The sequence below is a fragment of the Algoriphagus jejuensis genome (genome assembly GCF_039523455.1).
Lineage (GTDB): Bacteria > Bacteroidota > Bacteroidia > Cytophagales > Cyclobacteriaceae > Algoriphagus > Algoriphagus jejuensis.
This window is the reverse complement of the sequence record NZ_BAAAFI010000044.1, coordinates 1-17,512: the sequence shown is the minus strand read 5'-3', so window position 1 is coordinate 17,512 and position 17,512 is coordinate 1. Positions and strand designations below refer to the sequence as shown.

Genomic DNA, 17,512 nt, shown 5'->3' with positions numbered 1-17,512 from the left:
GAGGGGAATCCCGCAGTGTAGAGTTTTCTTCATGCTCGATTTCAGGGATAAATAGGTTTAAAGCTTGAATTCAAAGTTAAGTAGTCCCCCGAAGCATTCAACTTTTTTACTTCCATTCTTTTATTCTGAAAAGATAGGCCAAGGTAAACTCCAGATTGGTTGAATTCATATCGTATATCCTACCCTGGGACTCCGGATTGGTGAAATCGTAGGCAAATCTGACTTCTCCCGAGATTGTGCTTTTGCCAAAAAGCTTGGATATCCCCGCTCCTGCCGTGAGTCCATACATTAGTTTGTTGGGATTGTCGGTGGATCCGCCGTAGGTTGGCAATTCAGGAGGAGTGGCTCCCGAGTATTCTCTTGTGACGTCGTCGGCTTTCAGCAAAACACCCAGATGTGGGCCAAACTTGATCTGAAAGCGACCGGATCTCCCCGCAAAAAAGCTCGCAAGCATAGGCATCTTGAGATAGGTCAGTTCGGTATGGTTAAGGAATTCCTCCTCGGAAAACTGTCGAAACCCAAGCGTCAATTGTTGGAAATTGAACTCTACACCCGCATTTTTTGCATTGAAATATTCTACCACCAACCCAAAAGTGGGGGCGCCAATCCCGTCCACGGACGTGCTGCGTGTGGAAGCCGTTCCCTGATAACTGTAGCTAGATGTGGCATACCCCCCTCTAATTCCGATGCTGAGCTGGGCAAAAGCTCCTAGGGGCATCGCTAGCAGGAAAAGGAAGACCAAAATTTTATTCATGTTCAAAAATAAGGGAATTCAACCAACCCAGCCTATTTCTGATTGAGGATAAAAGTTCCGCTGATGATTTCCCCATCGATACCCAAGCCCCTCACTTCCACGACGACCGGTCCCTCCGAATCGTTGGTATAAAATGAGAACGTCAATTCGCCTTTTTCATCCACTACCAAAAAAGGATTCCAATAGAGAGTCTGCCGGTCATCTTTTTCGACAGGCTCGGTGACCTGCTCATAGTCCACCGCAACAAAGCTCCCCTGTGGCTGATACCCCTGCACGACAAATTCCTTGATGCCGGGCTGGCCTGAAAGGTTACCCATGCCGACGTTGTCTTTGAGATAGACTGAGATCACACCGTTTCGGCCTTGATCACCCAGCATGGGCGCCATACGGGTCACAACCTCCACTCGCTCGATATCAAAGGGATTGATTCCTCTCAGATTGTCGGCGGCTGTAGCACCTCCGGCAGCGCCCATGATCGCACCGTTCAGCATGACCAGGGGTTCCATACTTCCTCCCCCTGACACCGATCCTCCACGAATACGGATCTGCTGCTGACCCGTAGCGCCGACCTGCGTGACTCGCATACTTGGGACATGTCCGGCCAAGCTGCTAACCAGGTCGGAGCTATTACCCGTTTTCATCAGATCTTCCCCCAGCACCACAAAATCTGGATTGCCGTAGATCGCTGCCTTTCCTCCGGTGTTCTTTGTCTCCTTACTTGCCTCCTCGTCGAGTGCGAGTTCAGGCGTCCTGACCGGGGTTGCGAGGATGGTTATTTTTGGAAAAAAGGCATCCGCAGGCAGCGCAACCGGCGCTTTGAGCGGCACATCTAGAATGACACTGAGCGGCTTTCCCTTTTTATCCAAAGCCGAAAAAGCGAGTGCCATCGGTCCATAGAATTCCATGTCATCGAGGACGAACGAACCATCATTCCCGGATTCGAGATCAATCATCCCCTGAAAATCATTGACAAAAGCAGTCACAGCTGCCGAGGTGCCTTTGCCCTTATCATCTAAGACTTTCCCCTCCAGTTTCAGACTTTTTTCCACCGGGTAGGAAAATCGCTCCAAGCCCAGTGTCTCTGAAATACCTTGTAGATCCAGCGTCTTTTCCATATCCGTACCCCGTTGGATCGGAACGAGCTGTCGGGCATCCCAGACCCCCAGCGAAAGGGTTGCCGGAATCGCCCGACCCTTTTTGTCACTAATCTTGAGCGTTGCCGATACCTTTTGCCTCGGACTAAACTGACCCTCCTGGGCACTGATCACCGCACCTTGGTTTGTCCAATTGGACACGGTCTCCTCCGGAGCGATTCTTTTATAGGGATCAAGGATCGAAAACGTCTGAAGAAAATAATGATTGGGACCGTAATTGCGCATCCAGTTGGTATAGGCTCGAAGAAAGTACTTTTCTCCCGCCATAGAATCCGGCAGGTAAAAATCGCCAACAACGATTCCGTCCCGGATTGGAAACTTCTTCTCGATGACCAAATCACGCTCGCTGCTAACCACTTCCACATACAGCACCTTGCTCAACTCATCTCTCAGGTAAGGATTGCCGTAGGCGAAATATCCTTTGAAAAAGACTTGGTCACCAGCATAATAATAGGGCTTGTCGGTGTGGATATAGACTTTCTCCTGGTAGTTTTTGGCTGTTTTGGCCAAGTCTTGTAGCATGATCGCCTTGCCTGCATCGTAATCCAGAGGCAGCAGATTGGAAACTCGCTTTCGATCCATATCTCCGGAAAAGACCAGATCCTGAGGATTCATCACCATGCCATTTTCCCTCACTTTTACTTTGCCCCCGCTTACTTCCAGCCAGGAAACCGGGTAGGGGGCGTCCTTATAGGTATTCGCTTGCGCAAAACCTTTTTGATAATGGATCTCGATCCGGCCTTTGAGATTGATAAAGGACTCCCCGGCGGGACTTGTCGGAGTCACCAATGGGTCGGCCTTGTACGGCACCACGGATTTACCCAGCTCATTGGCAAAGACGTCCGAACGCATATTCATGCTCGCAGATCCCCCAGCCTTGTCTCCATAGAGGTAAAATCCTTCCCGCTCCTGGCTGCCGCTGAGTATGGCCCTAAACATATTCATGGGCGACTTCCGGTAAACCTCAGCGCGATTCTTTTCCCAAGTAGACTTCTGGCTATCGGAGTCTGGCTTCATCTCTTCAAACCTCGCCGCACCGGCGATGCGGTAGTTATTCGGAGAGTCAAAAAACTCCTTTAAATTAAAAGTGATCTTGTAGCCCAAATATCGGTTTTCGATCTCGATCGGCAGATCGGCTTTGGCAATAAAAGCGCCTTTTTCGGTCGCCACAGGAAAGTCAATCACCCAAGCATTCAAAATCTGCGTTTGGACGGCTGCCTCATCAATTCCGACGAACAGGTTTTGGAACTTTCGCAGATCCCGCTCCCAATTTTTGTCTCGGGAGGCTTTGATCTCTACATCGCTCAGATCTTGGGCAAATGGCTTCATCGCCAGATTGAGGGTCAAGCTTCCACCGGCGTTTAGGGTCACCTTTTTGGTCTCTGCAATGTATCCGGTAAAGGAAAATCCAACTTCCAACGCCCCGGCAGCTAGTCCGGTAAGGGTAAATTTCCCGTCCATGTCGGTCGCAGTCGCGATGGTCGTGTTGTTGATAAAAACATTGCAAAAGGGAAGTGTCTCGCCAGTCTCGGCGTCCTTGACTACTCCGGTAATCGAGCCCGTTTGGGCCATAAGGGGACACCCAATTCCAAAAAATAAAAATAGCGCTATGACGGTTTGTTTCATCCTTTTTTTTTCTGTTGAAAAGTGACGTTCAAGTATATGAAAAAAGCTCCAATCAGGAGCTTTTAGTTTTATTTTTTAACATTCGAAGTGCTTATTCTTCTTTACCGAGATCGTCTCTGTCCTTGAGTTTCTTATCCTCCACATTTTTGTTGAGAAACTCGTTGATCTTATCTATTGGAAAACTGGATGAAATCTCCCCAAAGGAATTGATCTCCATCTTGAAGCCTTTCAGTTCGTCATGAACCCGAGGATCGGATTCCTTCTTCTTTTTCTTTGTCATCTTATGCTACAATTGTCAATGTGCTTAACGCAAATCGGATTCTTTTGGCTACCTCAGCAGTACCCAAGATAGCAAAAACCTCCATCAAATCCGGCCCGGCGCCGGATCCAGTCACTGCCAAGCGAACTGCCTGCATTACTTTGCCTAGCTTGATGCCTTCGGTTTCAGCCGAGCTTTCCAACACGGACTTGGCAGTCGCCGCGTCGAATGTCCCTCCGAATGCATCCAAAGCCGCAGCATAATTGCCGAGAAGATTAGCTGCATCCGAATTCCATTTTTTGGCAGCGATATCCATGTCGAATTTCGTTGGCGCACTCACTACAAATTTACTTTCCTCCCACAAATCAGCCGGAAACGTCATTCGTCCTTTGACCAAATTTACAATTGCATCGGCTTTATCACCAGGCACTTCGAAGCCATCTGCATTTGCGTCAGCAAGCAAAAAGTCTATCAACTCCGAATTGGGCTTAGCTCTCAAATACTGTTCGTTATACCACTTGGCTTTGGCGATGTCAAACTTGGTTCCGGACTTGCCGATGCGCTCCACGGAGAACGCTTCCACCAACTCCTCCAGTGTGAAAAGCTCCCGCTCGTCACCGGGATTCCAGCCGAGGAAAGCCAAGAAGTTTAGAAATGCATCTGGCAAATAGCCTTGCTCGCGGAATCCGGAGGCTTTTTCCCCGGAGAAAGGATCTACCCAATTCAATGGGAAAACCGGGAAGCCCAGCTTATCGCCATCGCGCTTGGAGAGCTTTCCGTTGCCGTCGGGCTTCAGCAAAAGCGGCAAATGCGCAAACTGAGGCATGGTGTCCTCCCAGCCAAAATACTTGTAAAGCAGCACGTGAAGCGGCGCGGAAGGCAGCCATTCCTCGCCACGGATCACGTGGGTGATGCCCATCAGGTGGTCGTCCACGATGTTGGCAAGGTGGTAGGTTGGCATCCCGTCGGACTTCATCAGGACTTTGTCATCCAGCGTGCCAGAATTCACCAGGACCCAGCCGCGGATCATGTCGTTGAGCCGCACCTCTTCGTTTCTCGGGATCTTCACGCGGATCACATAGGGATCGCCCGACTCCAGCCTCGTCTTCACCTCTTCGGCTGACAGCGTCAGGGAGTTTTTCATCTGGGTACGGGTGATGCTGTTGTATTGAGGCGACACCACGCGGGCAGCGGTCAAGCGCTCGCGCATGGCCTCCAGCTCTTCGGAAGTGTCAAAGGCGTAGTAAGCGTGGCCTTTTTCCACCAAGTCCATTGCATATTGCATGTACATGGGCTTGCGCTCCGACTGGCGATAGGGGCCGCAGTCACCGGGATTCCAAGGGCTCTCCTCGGGGGCGATGCCCAACCATTCCAGGGATTCCTTGATATATTCCTCCGCGCCGGGTACGAAGCGGGTCTGGTCGGTATCCTCGATGCGGAGGAGGAACTTGCCTCCCATCTTTTTTGCAAAAAGGTAATTGTAAAGGGCGGTGCGTACGCCGCCTATATGCAAGGCTCCTGTGGGTGAAGGGGCAAATCGTACTCTAACTTCTCTGCTCATGGATATACTGTTATCAGCTAAAAACCCTGAAATCCGGATTTTGGTTTGTGTAAATCAGGCGGCAAAGATAGGGAAATGTTCCCGAAGGGCTGAAGTACCGATGCTGCAAATCAGGGAAATTGGGAAAGGACAGACCAGATGAAAAATCTAAACAGGAAACCAATCTCCTCCGACCCCGGCGTAAAAATAATCTCCAGACTTTTGGCGACTGGATTGCTTAATCTTCAGGCTTAGGTATTCGCTTTCTCGTCCTTTCTTTTCTGCCCCTCGATTTTCGCTTTTTCCCATTCCAAGATCCAGCCCTTGCCCAGCGCGTGCTTGGCGGCTTCCAGGGTGTCTTTGACCAATACCAGCTCCACGCCTTTTTCCAGGTAATCCCGAGCCAGTAGGGAAAGATCCGCTCCGGACACATCGCGGATATAGACCGCTAGAATTCTGCCGGGATATTTCTGAATGATCTCATCGTAGATAGTCGGATCCTCCTGTCCGCTATCCCCGATCAGGACAAAGCTCAGCTCCGCAAACACCTCCAAAATATGCTCAATCTGCTTCAGCTTATGCTCTCGGTGCGGACCGGCAATCCACTGATCCCGGGACAAGCCCAAGTCACGGAGCATCAGCGGTCCTTTCGGAATTTGGTGGATATCGAGAAACTCCATCAGGAAATCGTAGAGATTCCAAGGACTGCTCGACACGTAAAAAATGGGATTGCTGAGGATGCGGTCGCCGCCTCGTCTCAGCGCGTCGTAAAACTCCGACACTCCGGCAAAGGGCACGCGCGTATGGGCATTTTGCCCAAACGTCACCTTCAGCATCTCCCAAAGCCGCATCGCCCCGGTGCTGAGAATGGTGTCGTCGATATCTGAAATGATGCCGAAGTCCGCGTCCTCGGCAGGAATATAGACCTCGCCCAATGCCACCACTTCAGTTTGTCGACCCAGTAGGTCGTGTAGCAGCCGCAGTCGTACCGGGTGCCAGCCCACCCGCAAAGAGCCATCTTCCAAGGCCATTTTGACTTCAAAATAGCCTTCCTCATCCGTAGTGGTTTGGAGGGTCTTTCCCTGAAACTCCGCCTCCAAGGCTACTCCGGGAAAGACTATCGTCAAAAATCGCCGCCGCATCTTCGCGAAATTCCTCCAAAAACTATCTTCCGGTGCCGAAGCTTGAATATTGCGATCGGCAATTACCCGCCCCGCCAGATAGATCTCCTTTCCATTGCCATAGCCTGCGTAGGGTTGGATTAGGACTTTTTTCACGAAGCCAAGCTTAACGGCCACCCACAACAATCCACCTGCTATCTGCCTCTTGACGAAATAGAGGGCAGGAAGGATACGGGATTTTCTGAGTGCTTTATCCGACAACTTTAATCATGGTTATAACTTTTCTGATCTCTCCTGGGCCTGTTTAAAAAGGCAACTTACCCAGATCCACATTGCCACCAGAGATGATGATTCCAACCTTTCTCCCGGAAAAACGCTCTTTGTTGGCCAAAAGTGCAGCGAGAGGAACGGCTCCGGATGGCTCGATCACCACCTTCATCCGCTCATAGACCAAGCGCATCGCCTCGACGATTTCCGGATCGGTAGCCAGCAGGATATCCTCCACATGCTTTTGGATGATTGCAAAAGGCAGCTTGCCGAGGGTCGTGAGTAGACCGTCCGCCATGGTTTGGGTTGTCGTGTTGGGAATGATGGCGCCCTCCCGAAAGGAACGAAAAGCGTCATCCGCTCCGGTAGGCTCCCCGGCGATGACCTGAGTTTTTGGATTCAAGTAATGAACCGTCAAGGCTGTCCCTGCCAAAAGTCCGCCGCCCCCGACCGGCGCAATTACCACATCCAGATCCGGCAGCTCTTCCAGCAGCTCCAGCGCACAGGTAGCCTGTCCCTCAATCACGTCCAGGTAGTCAAAAGGCGGGATAAAGGTTGCTCCGGTTCGCTCCACTACCGCTTCGAGCGTGGTTTCTCTGTCTTTCTGGGTAGGTTCGCATTCGATGATTTCTCCACCGTAGCCTTTGACTGCTTTCTTCTTGATCTCGGGGGCATTGGAGGGCATCACAATGTAGGAGGGAATTCCCGCTACGCTGGCCGCTCGGGCAAGTGCAGCAGCATGATTGCCGGAGGAGTGGGTCGCCACACCTTTGGCTTTTTGTTCGGGAGAAAGCTTGAGCACGGCATTGGCGGCCCCGCGGGCTTTGAATGCGCCAACTTTCTGGAAGTTTTCACACTTGAAAAAAATCTCACATCCTGCTATCTCATTGATCGCAGTGGAGGTCAAGACGGGTGTCCGGTGGATGAAAGGCTGGATGCGTTCGTGCGCCGCGCGGATATCGGAAAGGGTCGGAAAATTCATGACCTAAAGATAGGTTTTCATCTTTTCTGTAAAAATCGTTTTCCTCTAATCCGGACAATCCTGATTTGCGCAGATCCCCCAGAATTCAATCAAGTCCAGCTTCTGGAAAAACAGGACAAGGCTACTCTACTCCTTCCACCGGAACGACCTTTCATCAATCGCCCGCATCGTACACAGAATACCATCCAGATGGTCGTATTCATGCTGAATCAATTCGGAAATCGCTCCATCGACTTTCCAAGACCGCCGTTCCCAATTTTCATCCCGATATTCCAAAGTCAGGCTTTGGTGCCTTTTCACCCGAACGAGAAGGTTAGGAAAGCTCATGCAATCGTCCCAAAGTTCAAATTGCTCCTCACTCAGACTTTTGAGTTCCGGGTTGAGGACAATGTAGGGTTTGTCCAGATTGAGATAAAACATCCGCTTCATGATCCCGAGCTGCGGGGCTGCTATTCCCCTTCCAAAGCCATATACCCGACGAATATCCTCCATCGCTTCGTGGAGCTGCCGGGTCCACTCGGGAATTTTCGGCAAGTCAGCCTCCAGCACAGGCTCGGAGATTTCATGCAATCTGGGATCGCCAAGCTTGAGGATGTCGTGGATGGTTTTCATTGTCAAAAGATAGATTTTCAAGTGAATATTCTGACATCAATTGCCTCCTGTTTCTTGCGCCAATGAAGCAATCGGCTCAAAAAGCATATAAAAACATTGAAATACGGCTCACTTTGTTCTGATTTTGAGCCGTATTTTACACACAAATGAGCCGATTCCGATGGAATGTTTTGAAGCTAACCTGAATCTGGCTAAGCTTTTCCCTACTTTTGCGGCATGAATTACCTGTCGGTTGAAAATCTCAGTAAGGCTTTCGGAGAACGAAAGCTTTTTTCCAATATCTCTTTTGGCATTTCCCAGGGGCAAAAGATCGCCCTCGTCGGCATCAATGGCGCGGGCAAGTCTACGCTCATGAAAATCATCATGGGTCTCGAAATCGCCGACACCGGTCAGGTGGCCTCAAACCAATCCGTAAAGATCGCCTACGTCCACCAAAACCCGGTGTTCGAGGCCAATCTGAGCATTTACCAAACCATCTTTGACCAGAGTAATTCGGAGGTCTTGCGCGTGATCGAGGACTACCACAAGGCCATGCTGGATGCGGAGCGAGGCATCGACAACTCGGACCAGATGTCCAAGCTTTTTGAGAAGATGGATGCGCTACAGGCTTGGGACTTTGAGTATCAGGTGAAAGAAGTCCTGGGAAAGCTCGGGCTTCATGATACCGAACTACCCGTTGGAAATCTCTCCGGAGGGCAGCGGAAACGCGTTGCTTTAGCAAAGGCCATCCTGGAAAAGCCCGATCTGCTCCTGCTCGACGAACCGACCAACCACCTCGACTTGGAGACAATCGAGTGGCTGGAAGATTATCTGGCCAAGGCGAACCTTGCCCTGTTTATGGTCACCCACGACCGCTACTTCTTGGAAACAGTCACCAATGAAATCCTCGAACTCGACGGGGGCAAGATCCACCGCTACCAGGGCAACTACGGCTACTTTTTGGACAAGAAAGCCGAACGGATGCAGATTGAAGACATCGAAATCGAGAAAGCAAAAAGTCTCTACAAAAAGGAGTTGGACTGGATTCGTCGCCAGCCCAAAGCTCGAGGCACCAAGGCAAAATACCGCGTGGATGCTTTCGAAGAAACCAAAGAAAAAGCCTTCACCAAGCGTGAGGAGCGCGATATTGAGCTGACAGTTTCTACCCAAAGATTGGGAAACAAGATTCTGGAGATCGAAAAGATCAGCAAGTCCTTTGACGAAAAGACATTGATCAAGGACTTTTCCTACATCTTCAAAAAGAAAGACCGGATCGGCATCGTCGGCCCAAATGGTGCCGGAAAGACGACTTTCCTCAAGATGATCACCGGACTTTTGGCTCCCGACGCAGGAAAAGTCACTGCCGGACAGACCACCGCCTTTGGCTACTACCGCCAGGAGGAAGATCGATTTGACGAGGAAAAACGCCTGATCGATGTCGTGAAAGAAATAGCCGAAGTCGTGGTCTTGGACAAAGGACAGACGATCACGGTCAGCCAGTTTTTGACACAATTCGGCTTTCTGCCCAAACAGCAATTCACCCCGATCGGTAAGATGAGCGGGGGCGAGCGACGACGGCTCCAGCTCCTGATGGTTTTGATCAAGAACCCTAACTTCCTGATTCTTGACGAACCGACAAACGATCTGGATTTGATGACGCTAAACATCCTGGAGGAGTTTTTGGACACTTTTCCGGGTTGTTTGATCATCGTATCCCACGACCGCTACTTCATGGACAGACTGGTCGAGCACTTGTTCGTCTTCGAGGGTGAGGGAGCACTTCGGGATTTCCCTGGTAACTATACGGATTTCAGAGAATGGGAAAAAGAGAGTCAAGAGGCTAGACCCAAGACCCAAGATTTAAGTAGCAAGACTCAAGACGCTAGTATCAAGACTACCCAGCCTAAAGCCGAGGAGGAAGGGGCCAAAACCCCGAGTCCGGCAAGCACTCCGAAAGTCAAGGCGAACTACAAGCAAAAGCAGGAGTTCAAAAAAACCAACGAAACCATCGCCAAGCTGGAAGCTGAAAAGGCGCAGCTCAACGAACAAATCGTGGCCGGCACGTCGGACATGAACCAGCTGATGACTTGGTCCAACCGCCTGCAGGCCATCGATGGCGAACTGGAACAACTGGAGCTGATCTGGCTGGAGCTGAGCGAGCTGGACGGGATAGAAGACTGAAGGCGCGGACGTTTTTTCTCTCGCAAAGACGCTAAGGCGCAGAGATTTCAGGTTGAAAGAATACCATGCAAAAGCTAACCTGCGCCTTGTGCTTTATTCTTTGCGTCTTTCCGCATCTGCGAGACCTTTTTTCTCGTAGCGGCAAGTAAGATGGAGTGGTTTACAAAGGAGTTTTCTAACTCAATACTTCACGCCTCAGCGAGAAACCACTACTAAAGATTATTGACAATCCTCGTAATTCCATTCTTGATAAGCGCTTCATTGAAATTGATCAGCAAACCCAATTTTAGGCCAGTCAGTTTCAAGTAAATTAATACTTGTTTTTTGTGAACAGGCTCAACACTCGCAACCGACTTGATTTCAATAAGCACCGAATCTTCGACAACCAAGTCTGCGCGAAAACCTTGATCCATCTTGATTTCCCGCCAAATCACCGGAATCGGAAGCTGACGTTTTACATTCAATCCCTGTTGGGTCAACTCATAAAAAAGAATCTCCTCATATACTGACTCAAACAGTCCGGGGCCAAGTTCGACGTGTATGTGATAACACGTGTCAACAATTATACCTGAGAGGTAATTTTCCATAGGTTCTAAAAAAAATGTTTTCAGTAAAAAATACTGTTTCTTAATTACCTAAATCAATAATACAAAAAAATCAAACGATACCTCTACACCCTCCCCTTCAAGAAATCCTGGCGTAGCTCTTCCGGGAATTTTTCGATGGCATACCTCAGCGCAGTGCGTGGCATGGTCTGATAGTGCTTTTTCAAAAAGTCCATTTCCAACTCGAAATCCCGGTTTCCAATCTCCCGCAGCATCCAACCGACGGCTTTGTGCATCAGGTCATGTGGATGATCTTTTAGGATTTCGGCCAAAGCCAAGGCATCGGCAAACTCGCCCTTTTTGATCCAAAAAAAGCTGCTGATCATAGCCACTCGTTGCCGCCAGAGATCGTGAGAACCTGCCAAGTCATAAAAGAGCTGTTTGTCGCGGTGAAGATAATAGTGCCCGAGGATGGCGTGGCTGGTTGTATCCACCAAGTCCCAACTGTTGACCCATTCGAGGTGGCTAAGGTAAAAATCGACCAGCTGTTTTTGATCAAATTCTGCTTTCAACTTTTGATAGCGATAAACCAGCGCAATCAAGCCGGTCAGCCTTACCTCATGGTAAGGGTCTTGGATTAATTCAGACAGTTCATCCAACCCGATTTCTTTATAAAACTGCTTTGCAATCCTCCGCTGGTCGGGCACTTTCACTCCCAAAAACAGATCACCCTCGCCGTATTCCCCGGGTCCGGATTTGAAAAATCGGGGGAAAAATTCCGCCTTCTCGGGGATAGCTTTATCCCTCAGGGATTCGATGATTTGCTCAGTAAGAATGCTCATGATTAAAAATAAAAAAGGCGCTTTATATCACCAGATTTTCCTCTCTAAAAATCGTCTCCGCCCATGTCATCTCCTCCCTCTCTACTGCTCCTGCCTTCGGTTTTTTCCTTGTATCCGCCAAAGCGGTAGGTAAAGGAAAGCGTGCCGATGCGAGTCTCCCGCTGGAAGGTTCGGTTTTGCACAAACCTTGAATCAAAGGTGTTGATCCGAAAATTCCTTGTATTGAAAAGATCACTGATATTCAAACTCACAGAACCTCTTCCTGCCAGCACATCCCTGCGCATCCCGAGGTTGACAGACCACTGTGGCAGGATTTCTCCCTGCGGCAATACAATAGGTCCACGGTAATTGCCCTGGAACTGCACGCTAAACCAATTCGGGATCAAGAGATTTCCCAAGAGGCTGATCGTCCAGCTGAAATTTTCATTGCTGAACCCTTCCTCAATATTCTCTCCATTGACCTGGGAGTAAAAAAAGTTTCCTGTCAGCGTAGCATCGAAATTTTGCCAAACTTGAATTTGGTTGATGACTTCCAGCCCATCCGACATCCGCGTATCCGCATTCTGCCGGGTTTGTACAGCCACGTTGTTATCGTTTAGATAGGTGATTCGGGTTTCCACATCCGTACTGTATCGATGGTATACCGTGGCATGGAGAAGGTAATTTGTCCATCCTTTGCGATAGCCAAACTCATAGGAGTCCGTATACTCGGGTTGGAGATAGGGGTTGCCGATACTGACATTGTATTGATCCCGTACCCGATAGATCGGAGCCAAATCCCATATCCTGGGTCGGGAGATCCTTCGGGAATAGTTGAGGCTAAACTCACTTTCCTCTCCAAGGGTGTAGGTCAGATACGCACTGGGAAACAGATTGAAGTAATTGTTGGGGATTTCCGTCTGTCCCTTGACTGTGGTACCGAGTGTCTGCGTGGCTTCTGCCCGCAAACCCAGCTGATAGCCAAACTTGTTTTTCTTTTGCTTGAAAGTCAGATAAGCGGCATAGACATCCTCAGAGTAGTCATAGCTTTCATTGAGACTATCCACCACGATGGGGACAAAGTCCGTATTCACATCTCCTGTGGCAAAGGTTTGCCCCGAAAGCCAATCTGCGAAAGTGCCCTTGAGCCCCGCCTCCAAGCTGGAATTTTCCCCCAGAGGTTTTTCGTAGTCAAATTGGGCGACCACCAGCTTACTGGTACTCGGACGCTGGTTGGTCTGCACCAGCCCCTTGGAAGGATCCAACTCTCCCGAGGAACTGTAAAACTGTTGGCGATAGAGCTCGTCCCGATCCCGATCATCGTAGGCATAGGAAAGTGAAGAATAGAGGCGTTGACCGAGGGAATCGATGTCCCAGGTATAGTTGAGTCCTCCCTCAAGGTTTTTGCTTTTGCTCACCTCTTCATTTCTCCTGACGAAAGAAGAATCCACCGAGCCGGATGCGCTCAGATTTTGCTGGTCGATATCTTCATATTCCTTTTCGTCTTCGAAATTGCCCTGAAAGTAAAATCCAAAAACCCGCCCCTCACCCAGCGTCCAGTCTATGCCTGTTCGGACGAGGTGTTTTTTTTCTTTCTCTGAGCCATCTTGTGTTTGGTCAAGCGTCGGGGAAAATCCCTCAAGGTTGGTGACACGAGTCCCGCTGCCGGTCTCTATCCTTCGCCGGTCTTGCCAGTTGTAGGAGAAAAAATAGTTAGCCTTCTCAGTACCGTAATTGAGGTTGATGCCTGCCTGATACTTATCTCGGGTACCAACGGAGGCGTTGACTTGCCCGTTGAAGCCGGTTTCCTCATTCTTTTTCAGGACAATATTGATGATCCCCCCCACTCCGGCTGCATCGTATCGCGAGGAGGGGTTGGTGATGAGCTCAACTTCCTTGATGCTGCTGGCGGGAAATTGTGTAAGAATACTAGCCATGTCGTCTCCTGAAAGGTTAGAGGGTCGTCCATTGATATAGATCAGAATATTGCCACTGCCCCGCATGGAGATCCCCCCTTCGTCATCCACTTGGATCGAAGGCAAGGTGGCGAGTAGCTCCGATGCCGTCGCTCCGGTGGCCAAGATGTTGTTTTCAACATTGTAGATTCGCTTATCCACGTCGGATTCAAAGATGGACTGGACTCCCTCGACGACGACTTCATTGAGATTTTGTGTATCGGCTTGGAGCTTGATATTTCCCAGCTGAACGGGCGATCTCCCATCAAGAGTGATCGTCTCAAAATAGTTTTGGTACCCGATAAAACCTACCCTCAAAATGTACCGGCCCAGGGGCGCATCAAATTCGAATTGTCCATTCAAGTCGGTCATTCCACCGGATATCATCACGGAGTCAACTGGACTCAGCAGAGAAATATTGGCAAATTCCAAGGGGCCAGTTTCGGACGCATCGCTTACCCGCCCTTTCAGCGATACTTCTTGAGCCAGAATCACTCCGGCCCATAAAAGAAAGCAAAGAAAAAAACAGGTCTTGATCATCGGCTTGAGGTTTTTGGGTCCTAATAAAAAGACTGAAAAACACCAAAAAGTCGAAAGCTCACAAATGCCTAATAATCAATGTTTTTCAGACCACACACTACCTATACAACTGATCGGAACACCTTAGGGTTTAGAAAAACCGCATTTCTTTCTTGTCGGAATCTAGGCCTTATGAATAGAAATATCTTGGTCTGAGCGGGCCAAGATTTCTGAAAAGTAGGGAAAACTACCCCCTCAATACCCGAACATTTCGAGTGCTGTCCGAATCAGTCGATCGACCGTGCGTTCGGCATCCGAGTCAAACTTCTTCAGCGGACGGTTGGCTACAATCGCATTCAGGCTCAGCATTTGATGGCCCAAAAGTTCCCCCAAAGCATAATACGCAGATGTTTCCATCTCAAAATTGGTCAAGCGACAACCCTCGATATTCAGCTCAGCCAGTCTTTCGAGCATGCGCTCCATACGTGGCTTCAAAAGTACGTGTCTTCCCTGTGGCGCATAAAAACCCGGGCAGGTCAGCGTCACTCCTTTGATGAAATATCCTTCCACTTTTGCCAGCAATTCAGGATCGGCATAGGCTTGATAGGGAAGAAAACTCAGATCGAGTTCCTTCTGGACAGCATCTGCGATGTCGTGATTTCCTTTCAAATGAGGGTAAAACATCATCATCGTATCCAGCCCTATTGCGATGGCTGACACCAGCAGTTCGCCCGCGTGAACGTCTTCTTGTAAGCTGCCAGAAGTTCCAAGGCGCACGATTTGAAGGCGGGTTTTTTCGGTTTTCACCCGACGATTTTCCAGATCGATATTGACCAAGGCATCAAGTTCGGTGAGGAGAATCTCAATATTGTCCGTGCTCATGCCCGTACTCATCACTGTGAGCCGCTTGCCGTTTTTCCAACCGGTGTGGGTGACGAATTCCCGCTTTTTGATCTTGAAATCGATCTGATCAAAGTACTGAGAAACCAAGGCCACACGATCCGGATCTCCTACGGTAAAAACAAAAGAAGCCAGATGCTCTGGCTTCAGGTGTAAATGATAGATACTTCCGTCGGAATTCAGAATCAGTTCGGACTCAGGAATGTGTCGGTTATCCATGAAGCTTTTCAATTAGTGCTTTGGTTGGAGCGCGGTGAAGCCCTTTGAAGGGATTGTATCCGTTGGTGTTTTTTTGGTAATAGCCGGTGCCGTCGTAAGGGCGTTTTTCCGGATTTTCTTTGCACTCGACAGAGCACGTTCCTTCTAGCTCCACACCACATTTTTCGCAGATAGGGAGGTGCTCGTTGCAGGTAGGATTGGCGCAGTTGACCATGCGGTCACAGTCGGTACCACAGACGTGGCACTTGGATACGACGGATGGATTGACGGAGTTCACGTCCACGGCGATGCGGTTGTCAAAGACGTAGCATTTGCCTTCGAAGTCTTCTCCTCCTGCTTCCATGCCATACTTGATGATCCCGCCATGCAGCTGATAGACGTCTTCAAAACCTTGTTCCAACAAGAATGCAGACGCTTTCTCACACTTGATCCCGCCGGTGCAATAAGTTAGAACCTTTTTGTTTTTCAGATGCTCGAGCTCTTTAACTTTCTCCGGAAAATCACGGAAGTTGTCAATATCGAGCGTCAGTGCATTCTTGAAATGCCCTAACTCATGCTCGTAGTTAGAGCGGACATCGAGGATGACGACGTCTTCCTGATCTTTGAGCGCTTTGAAAGCTTCAGGGTCAAGGTGCTTGCCGGTCTTGACATTGGGGTCGAGATGGCGAAGTGCAGAGTGTACGATCTCCGGCTTGTAGCGGCAGTGGATCTTGGCAAACGCATGCTTTTCGTGCTGATCGATCTTAAATTCCGTCATGGCAAAGCGGGGATCGGCATGGATGTAGGCCATGTATTTTTCGCAGTCCTCATGCAGACCGGAGACCGTGCCGTTCAGGCCCTCGTCCGAGATGATGATTCGACCGCGGATGTTGTTTTCCACGCAAAAGAGGTGATGTTCTTCTCGGTACGCCTCGGCGTTTTCGATCTTGGCGTAGCAGTAGTACAGCAGGATGCTGTAGGGTTTGCTGGTGTTTTCCATAACTTGTGCCCTGTTTCGGCAGGGTGTTTTTTGGATCTGAAATTTGAAAATTAAGATTTGAGATTTACCCTCGCGACAAGCTTAAACTGTAAGTTGAACGTCGTAGCTCGTAAATCAAAAATCGTAAATACTATTTTATTTTCGCCGCCGGATTTCCGAAGACTGTTTCATTTTTTCCTACGGTCGCTATCACCACCGAACCAGCGCCTACTCTAGCGCCTTTGCCGATGGTTACTCCGCCGACGATGGTCACTCCGGATCCGATAAACGCGCCTTCTTCAATCTTCGCTTCCGCATTGACAATCGATCCTGCACCGATCTGCACGAAATCTCCGATCTCTGCTTTATGATCTATTACCGCACCAGTGTGGAAGATACAGTGGCTTCCTACTTTGGCACCGGCGCCGATCGCCACATTGGCATTGATAAAATTACCATGGCCGATAAAAGCATCGGTAGAAACATACGCGCGTCCGTGAATCGCGTTCACAGGCTGAACCTTCCGAACTTCAAGGAGCATCTCCACGAGAAACTTGCGGTATTTGACGTCGTCTACTGCGACAAACGCTTCGGTTTTCTTCCCGATCAACTTCAGGAAACCTTCGTCTTCAGTGCTTCCTAGAACCGAGACTTCATTGATCTCCGTGCCATGAAGGCTCTGATCCTCATCCAGAAAGCCATAAACGATGACTTGGTTGCTGTTGAAGATTTCGAGGGCGGGATGGGCGATGCCTTTTGCGCCTAGAATGATCACCGGTTTGTCCATGGATGCGTTGGTTTTGGCCTGCAAAAGTACGGGAAATCACTCGCTTGCGCAAAATTTCCTTTGGACATCAAATGGGAACAGCTTCTGGATCAGCATAAAGCTTCAATGAAAATGACGAAGACCAGCGGATTTGGCTTTCTCAAATAAAATTACACTGAATACATAGACAGTTTCGCGGAGTGACACTCCGCTTCATTTCCACCGTAAAATCCTTTGCGTCTCTCGCGTCTTGGCGAGAGATAAAAAGCGCTCGCAGAGATTCTGTGTTTAAGATCAAGAAGAAATAAGGATTTTCTTAAATTTCGTTACTCAAGTCGGCGTCAGCCAGACTGT

General features: G+C 49.4%; 14 protein-coding genes. 1 reads left to right on the top strand and 13 read right to left on the bottom strand.

All coding sequences use genetic code 11. From position 1 onward, the window contains the following. Positions 1 to 106: 106 nt before the first annotated feature. The 7 genes from ABD031_RS17375 to ABD031_RS17345 form a co-directional block, all read right to left on the bottom strand. Positions 107 to 754, bottom strand: a complete 648-nt coding sequence (locus tag ABD031_RS17375) for an outer membrane beta-barrel protein (protein WP_343853783.1) — start codon at positions 752 to 754, stop codon at positions 107 to 109. 32 nt (positions 755 to 786) lie between these two features. Further along, the gene (locus ABD031_RS17370) at positions 787 to 3,480 is read right to left on the bottom strand and encodes a carboxypeptidase-like regulatory domain-containing protein (RefSeq protein ID WP_343853782.1); all 2,694 of its coding nucleotides are present in this window, start codon (positions 3,478 to 3,480) and stop codon (positions 787 to 789) included. 145 nt (positions 3,481 to 3,625) lie between these two features. After that, positions 3,626 to 3,814 carry a hypothetical protein gene (locus ABD031_RS17365; protein ID WP_343853781.1) on the bottom strand — a complete coding sequence of 63 codons (189 nt, stop codon included), beginning with the start codon at positions 3,812 to 3,814 and terminating at the stop codon, positions 3,626 to 3,628. 1 nt (position 3,815) lies between these two features. Continuing rightward, positions 3,816 to 5,354, bottom strand: coding sequence for a glutamate--tRNA ligase (gltX, locus tag ABD031_RS17360; protein WP_343853779.1), 1,539 nt, complete (start codon positions 5,352 to 5,354; stop codon positions 3,816 to 3,818). A gap of 230 nt (positions 5,355 to 5,584) precedes the next feature. Continuing rightward, positions 5,585 to 6,715: an App1 family protein phosphatidate phosphatase gene (locus tag ABD031_RS17355; RefSeq protein ID WP_343853777.1), complete on the bottom strand. Its 1,131-nt coding sequence runs from the start codon at positions 6,713 to 6,715 to the stop codon at positions 5,585 to 5,587. A 43-nt stretch (positions 6,716 to 6,758) separates the two neighbouring features. Next, positions 6,759 to 7,703, bottom strand: a complete 945-nt coding sequence (locus ABD031_RS17350) for a pyridoxal-phosphate dependent enzyme (RefSeq protein WP_343853776.1) — start codon at positions 7,701 to 7,703, stop codon at positions 6,759 to 6,761. Between the two features lie 126 nt (positions 7,704 to 7,829). After that, positions 7,830 to 8,315, bottom strand: coding sequence for a peptide deformylase (locus tag ABD031_RS17345; protein ID WP_343853774.1), 486 nt, complete (start codon positions 8,313 to 8,315; stop codon positions 7,830 to 7,832). A 216-nt stretch (positions 8,316 to 8,531) separates the two neighbouring features. Here ABD031_RS17345 and ABD031_RS17340 point away from each other — a divergent pair, with 216 nt between their 5' ends. Further along, positions 8,532 to 10,475, top strand: a complete 1,944-nt coding sequence (locus ABD031_RS17340) for an ABC-F family ATP-binding cassette domain-containing protein (RefSeq protein ID WP_343853773.1) — start codon at positions 8,532 to 8,534, stop codon at positions 10,473 to 10,475. A gap of 212 nt (positions 10,476 to 10,687) precedes the next feature. On the opposite strand, the gene ABD031_RS17335 is transcribed toward ABD031_RS17340, so the two are convergent. The 6 genes from ABD031_RS17335 to ABD031_RS17310 form a co-directional block, all read right to left on the bottom strand. Next, entirely contained in the window at positions 10,688 to 11,062 is a 375-nt protein-coding gene (locus ABD031_RS17335) for a GxxExxY protein (protein WP_343853772.1), read from the bottom strand. A gap of 83 nt (positions 11,063 to 11,145) precedes the next feature. Beyond that, a complete protein-coding gene (locus ABD031_RS17330) occupies positions 11,146 to 11,862 on the bottom strand; it encodes a DNA alkylation repair protein (RefSeq protein WP_343853770.1) in 717 nt (238 codons plus the stop codon). A gap of 44 nt (positions 11,863 to 11,906) precedes the next feature. Then, on the bottom strand, positions 11,907 to 14,336 hold the full coding sequence (locus tag ABD031_RS17325; RefSeq protein WP_343853769.1) for a TonB-dependent receptor: 2,430 nt from the start codon (positions 14,334 to 14,336) through the stop codon (positions 11,907 to 11,909). 234 nt (positions 14,337 to 14,570) lie between these two features. Continuing rightward, complete coding sequence (locus ABD031_RS17320) at positions 14,571 to 15,434, bottom strand: nucleoside phosphorylase (protein WP_343853768.1); 864 nt, start codon at positions 15,432 to 15,434, stop codon at positions 14,571 to 14,573. Continuing rightward, positions 15,427 to 16,413: an oxygen-dependent tRNA uridine(34) hydroxylase TrhO gene (gene trhO, locus ABD031_RS17315; protein WP_343853766.1), complete on the bottom strand. Its 987-nt coding sequence runs from the start codon at positions 16,411 to 16,413 to the stop codon at positions 15,427 to 15,429. The genes ABD031_RS17320 and trhO overlap by 8 nt, the downstream gene beginning before the upstream one ends. A gap of 130 nt (positions 16,414 to 16,543) precedes the next feature. Further along, positions 16,544 to 17,179, bottom strand: coding sequence for a NeuD/PglB/VioB family sugar acetyltransferase (locus ABD031_RS17310; protein WP_343853765.1), 636 nt, complete (start codon positions 17,177 to 17,179; stop codon positions 16,544 to 16,546). Between the last annotated feature and the right edge of the window lie 333 nt (positions 17,180 to 17,512).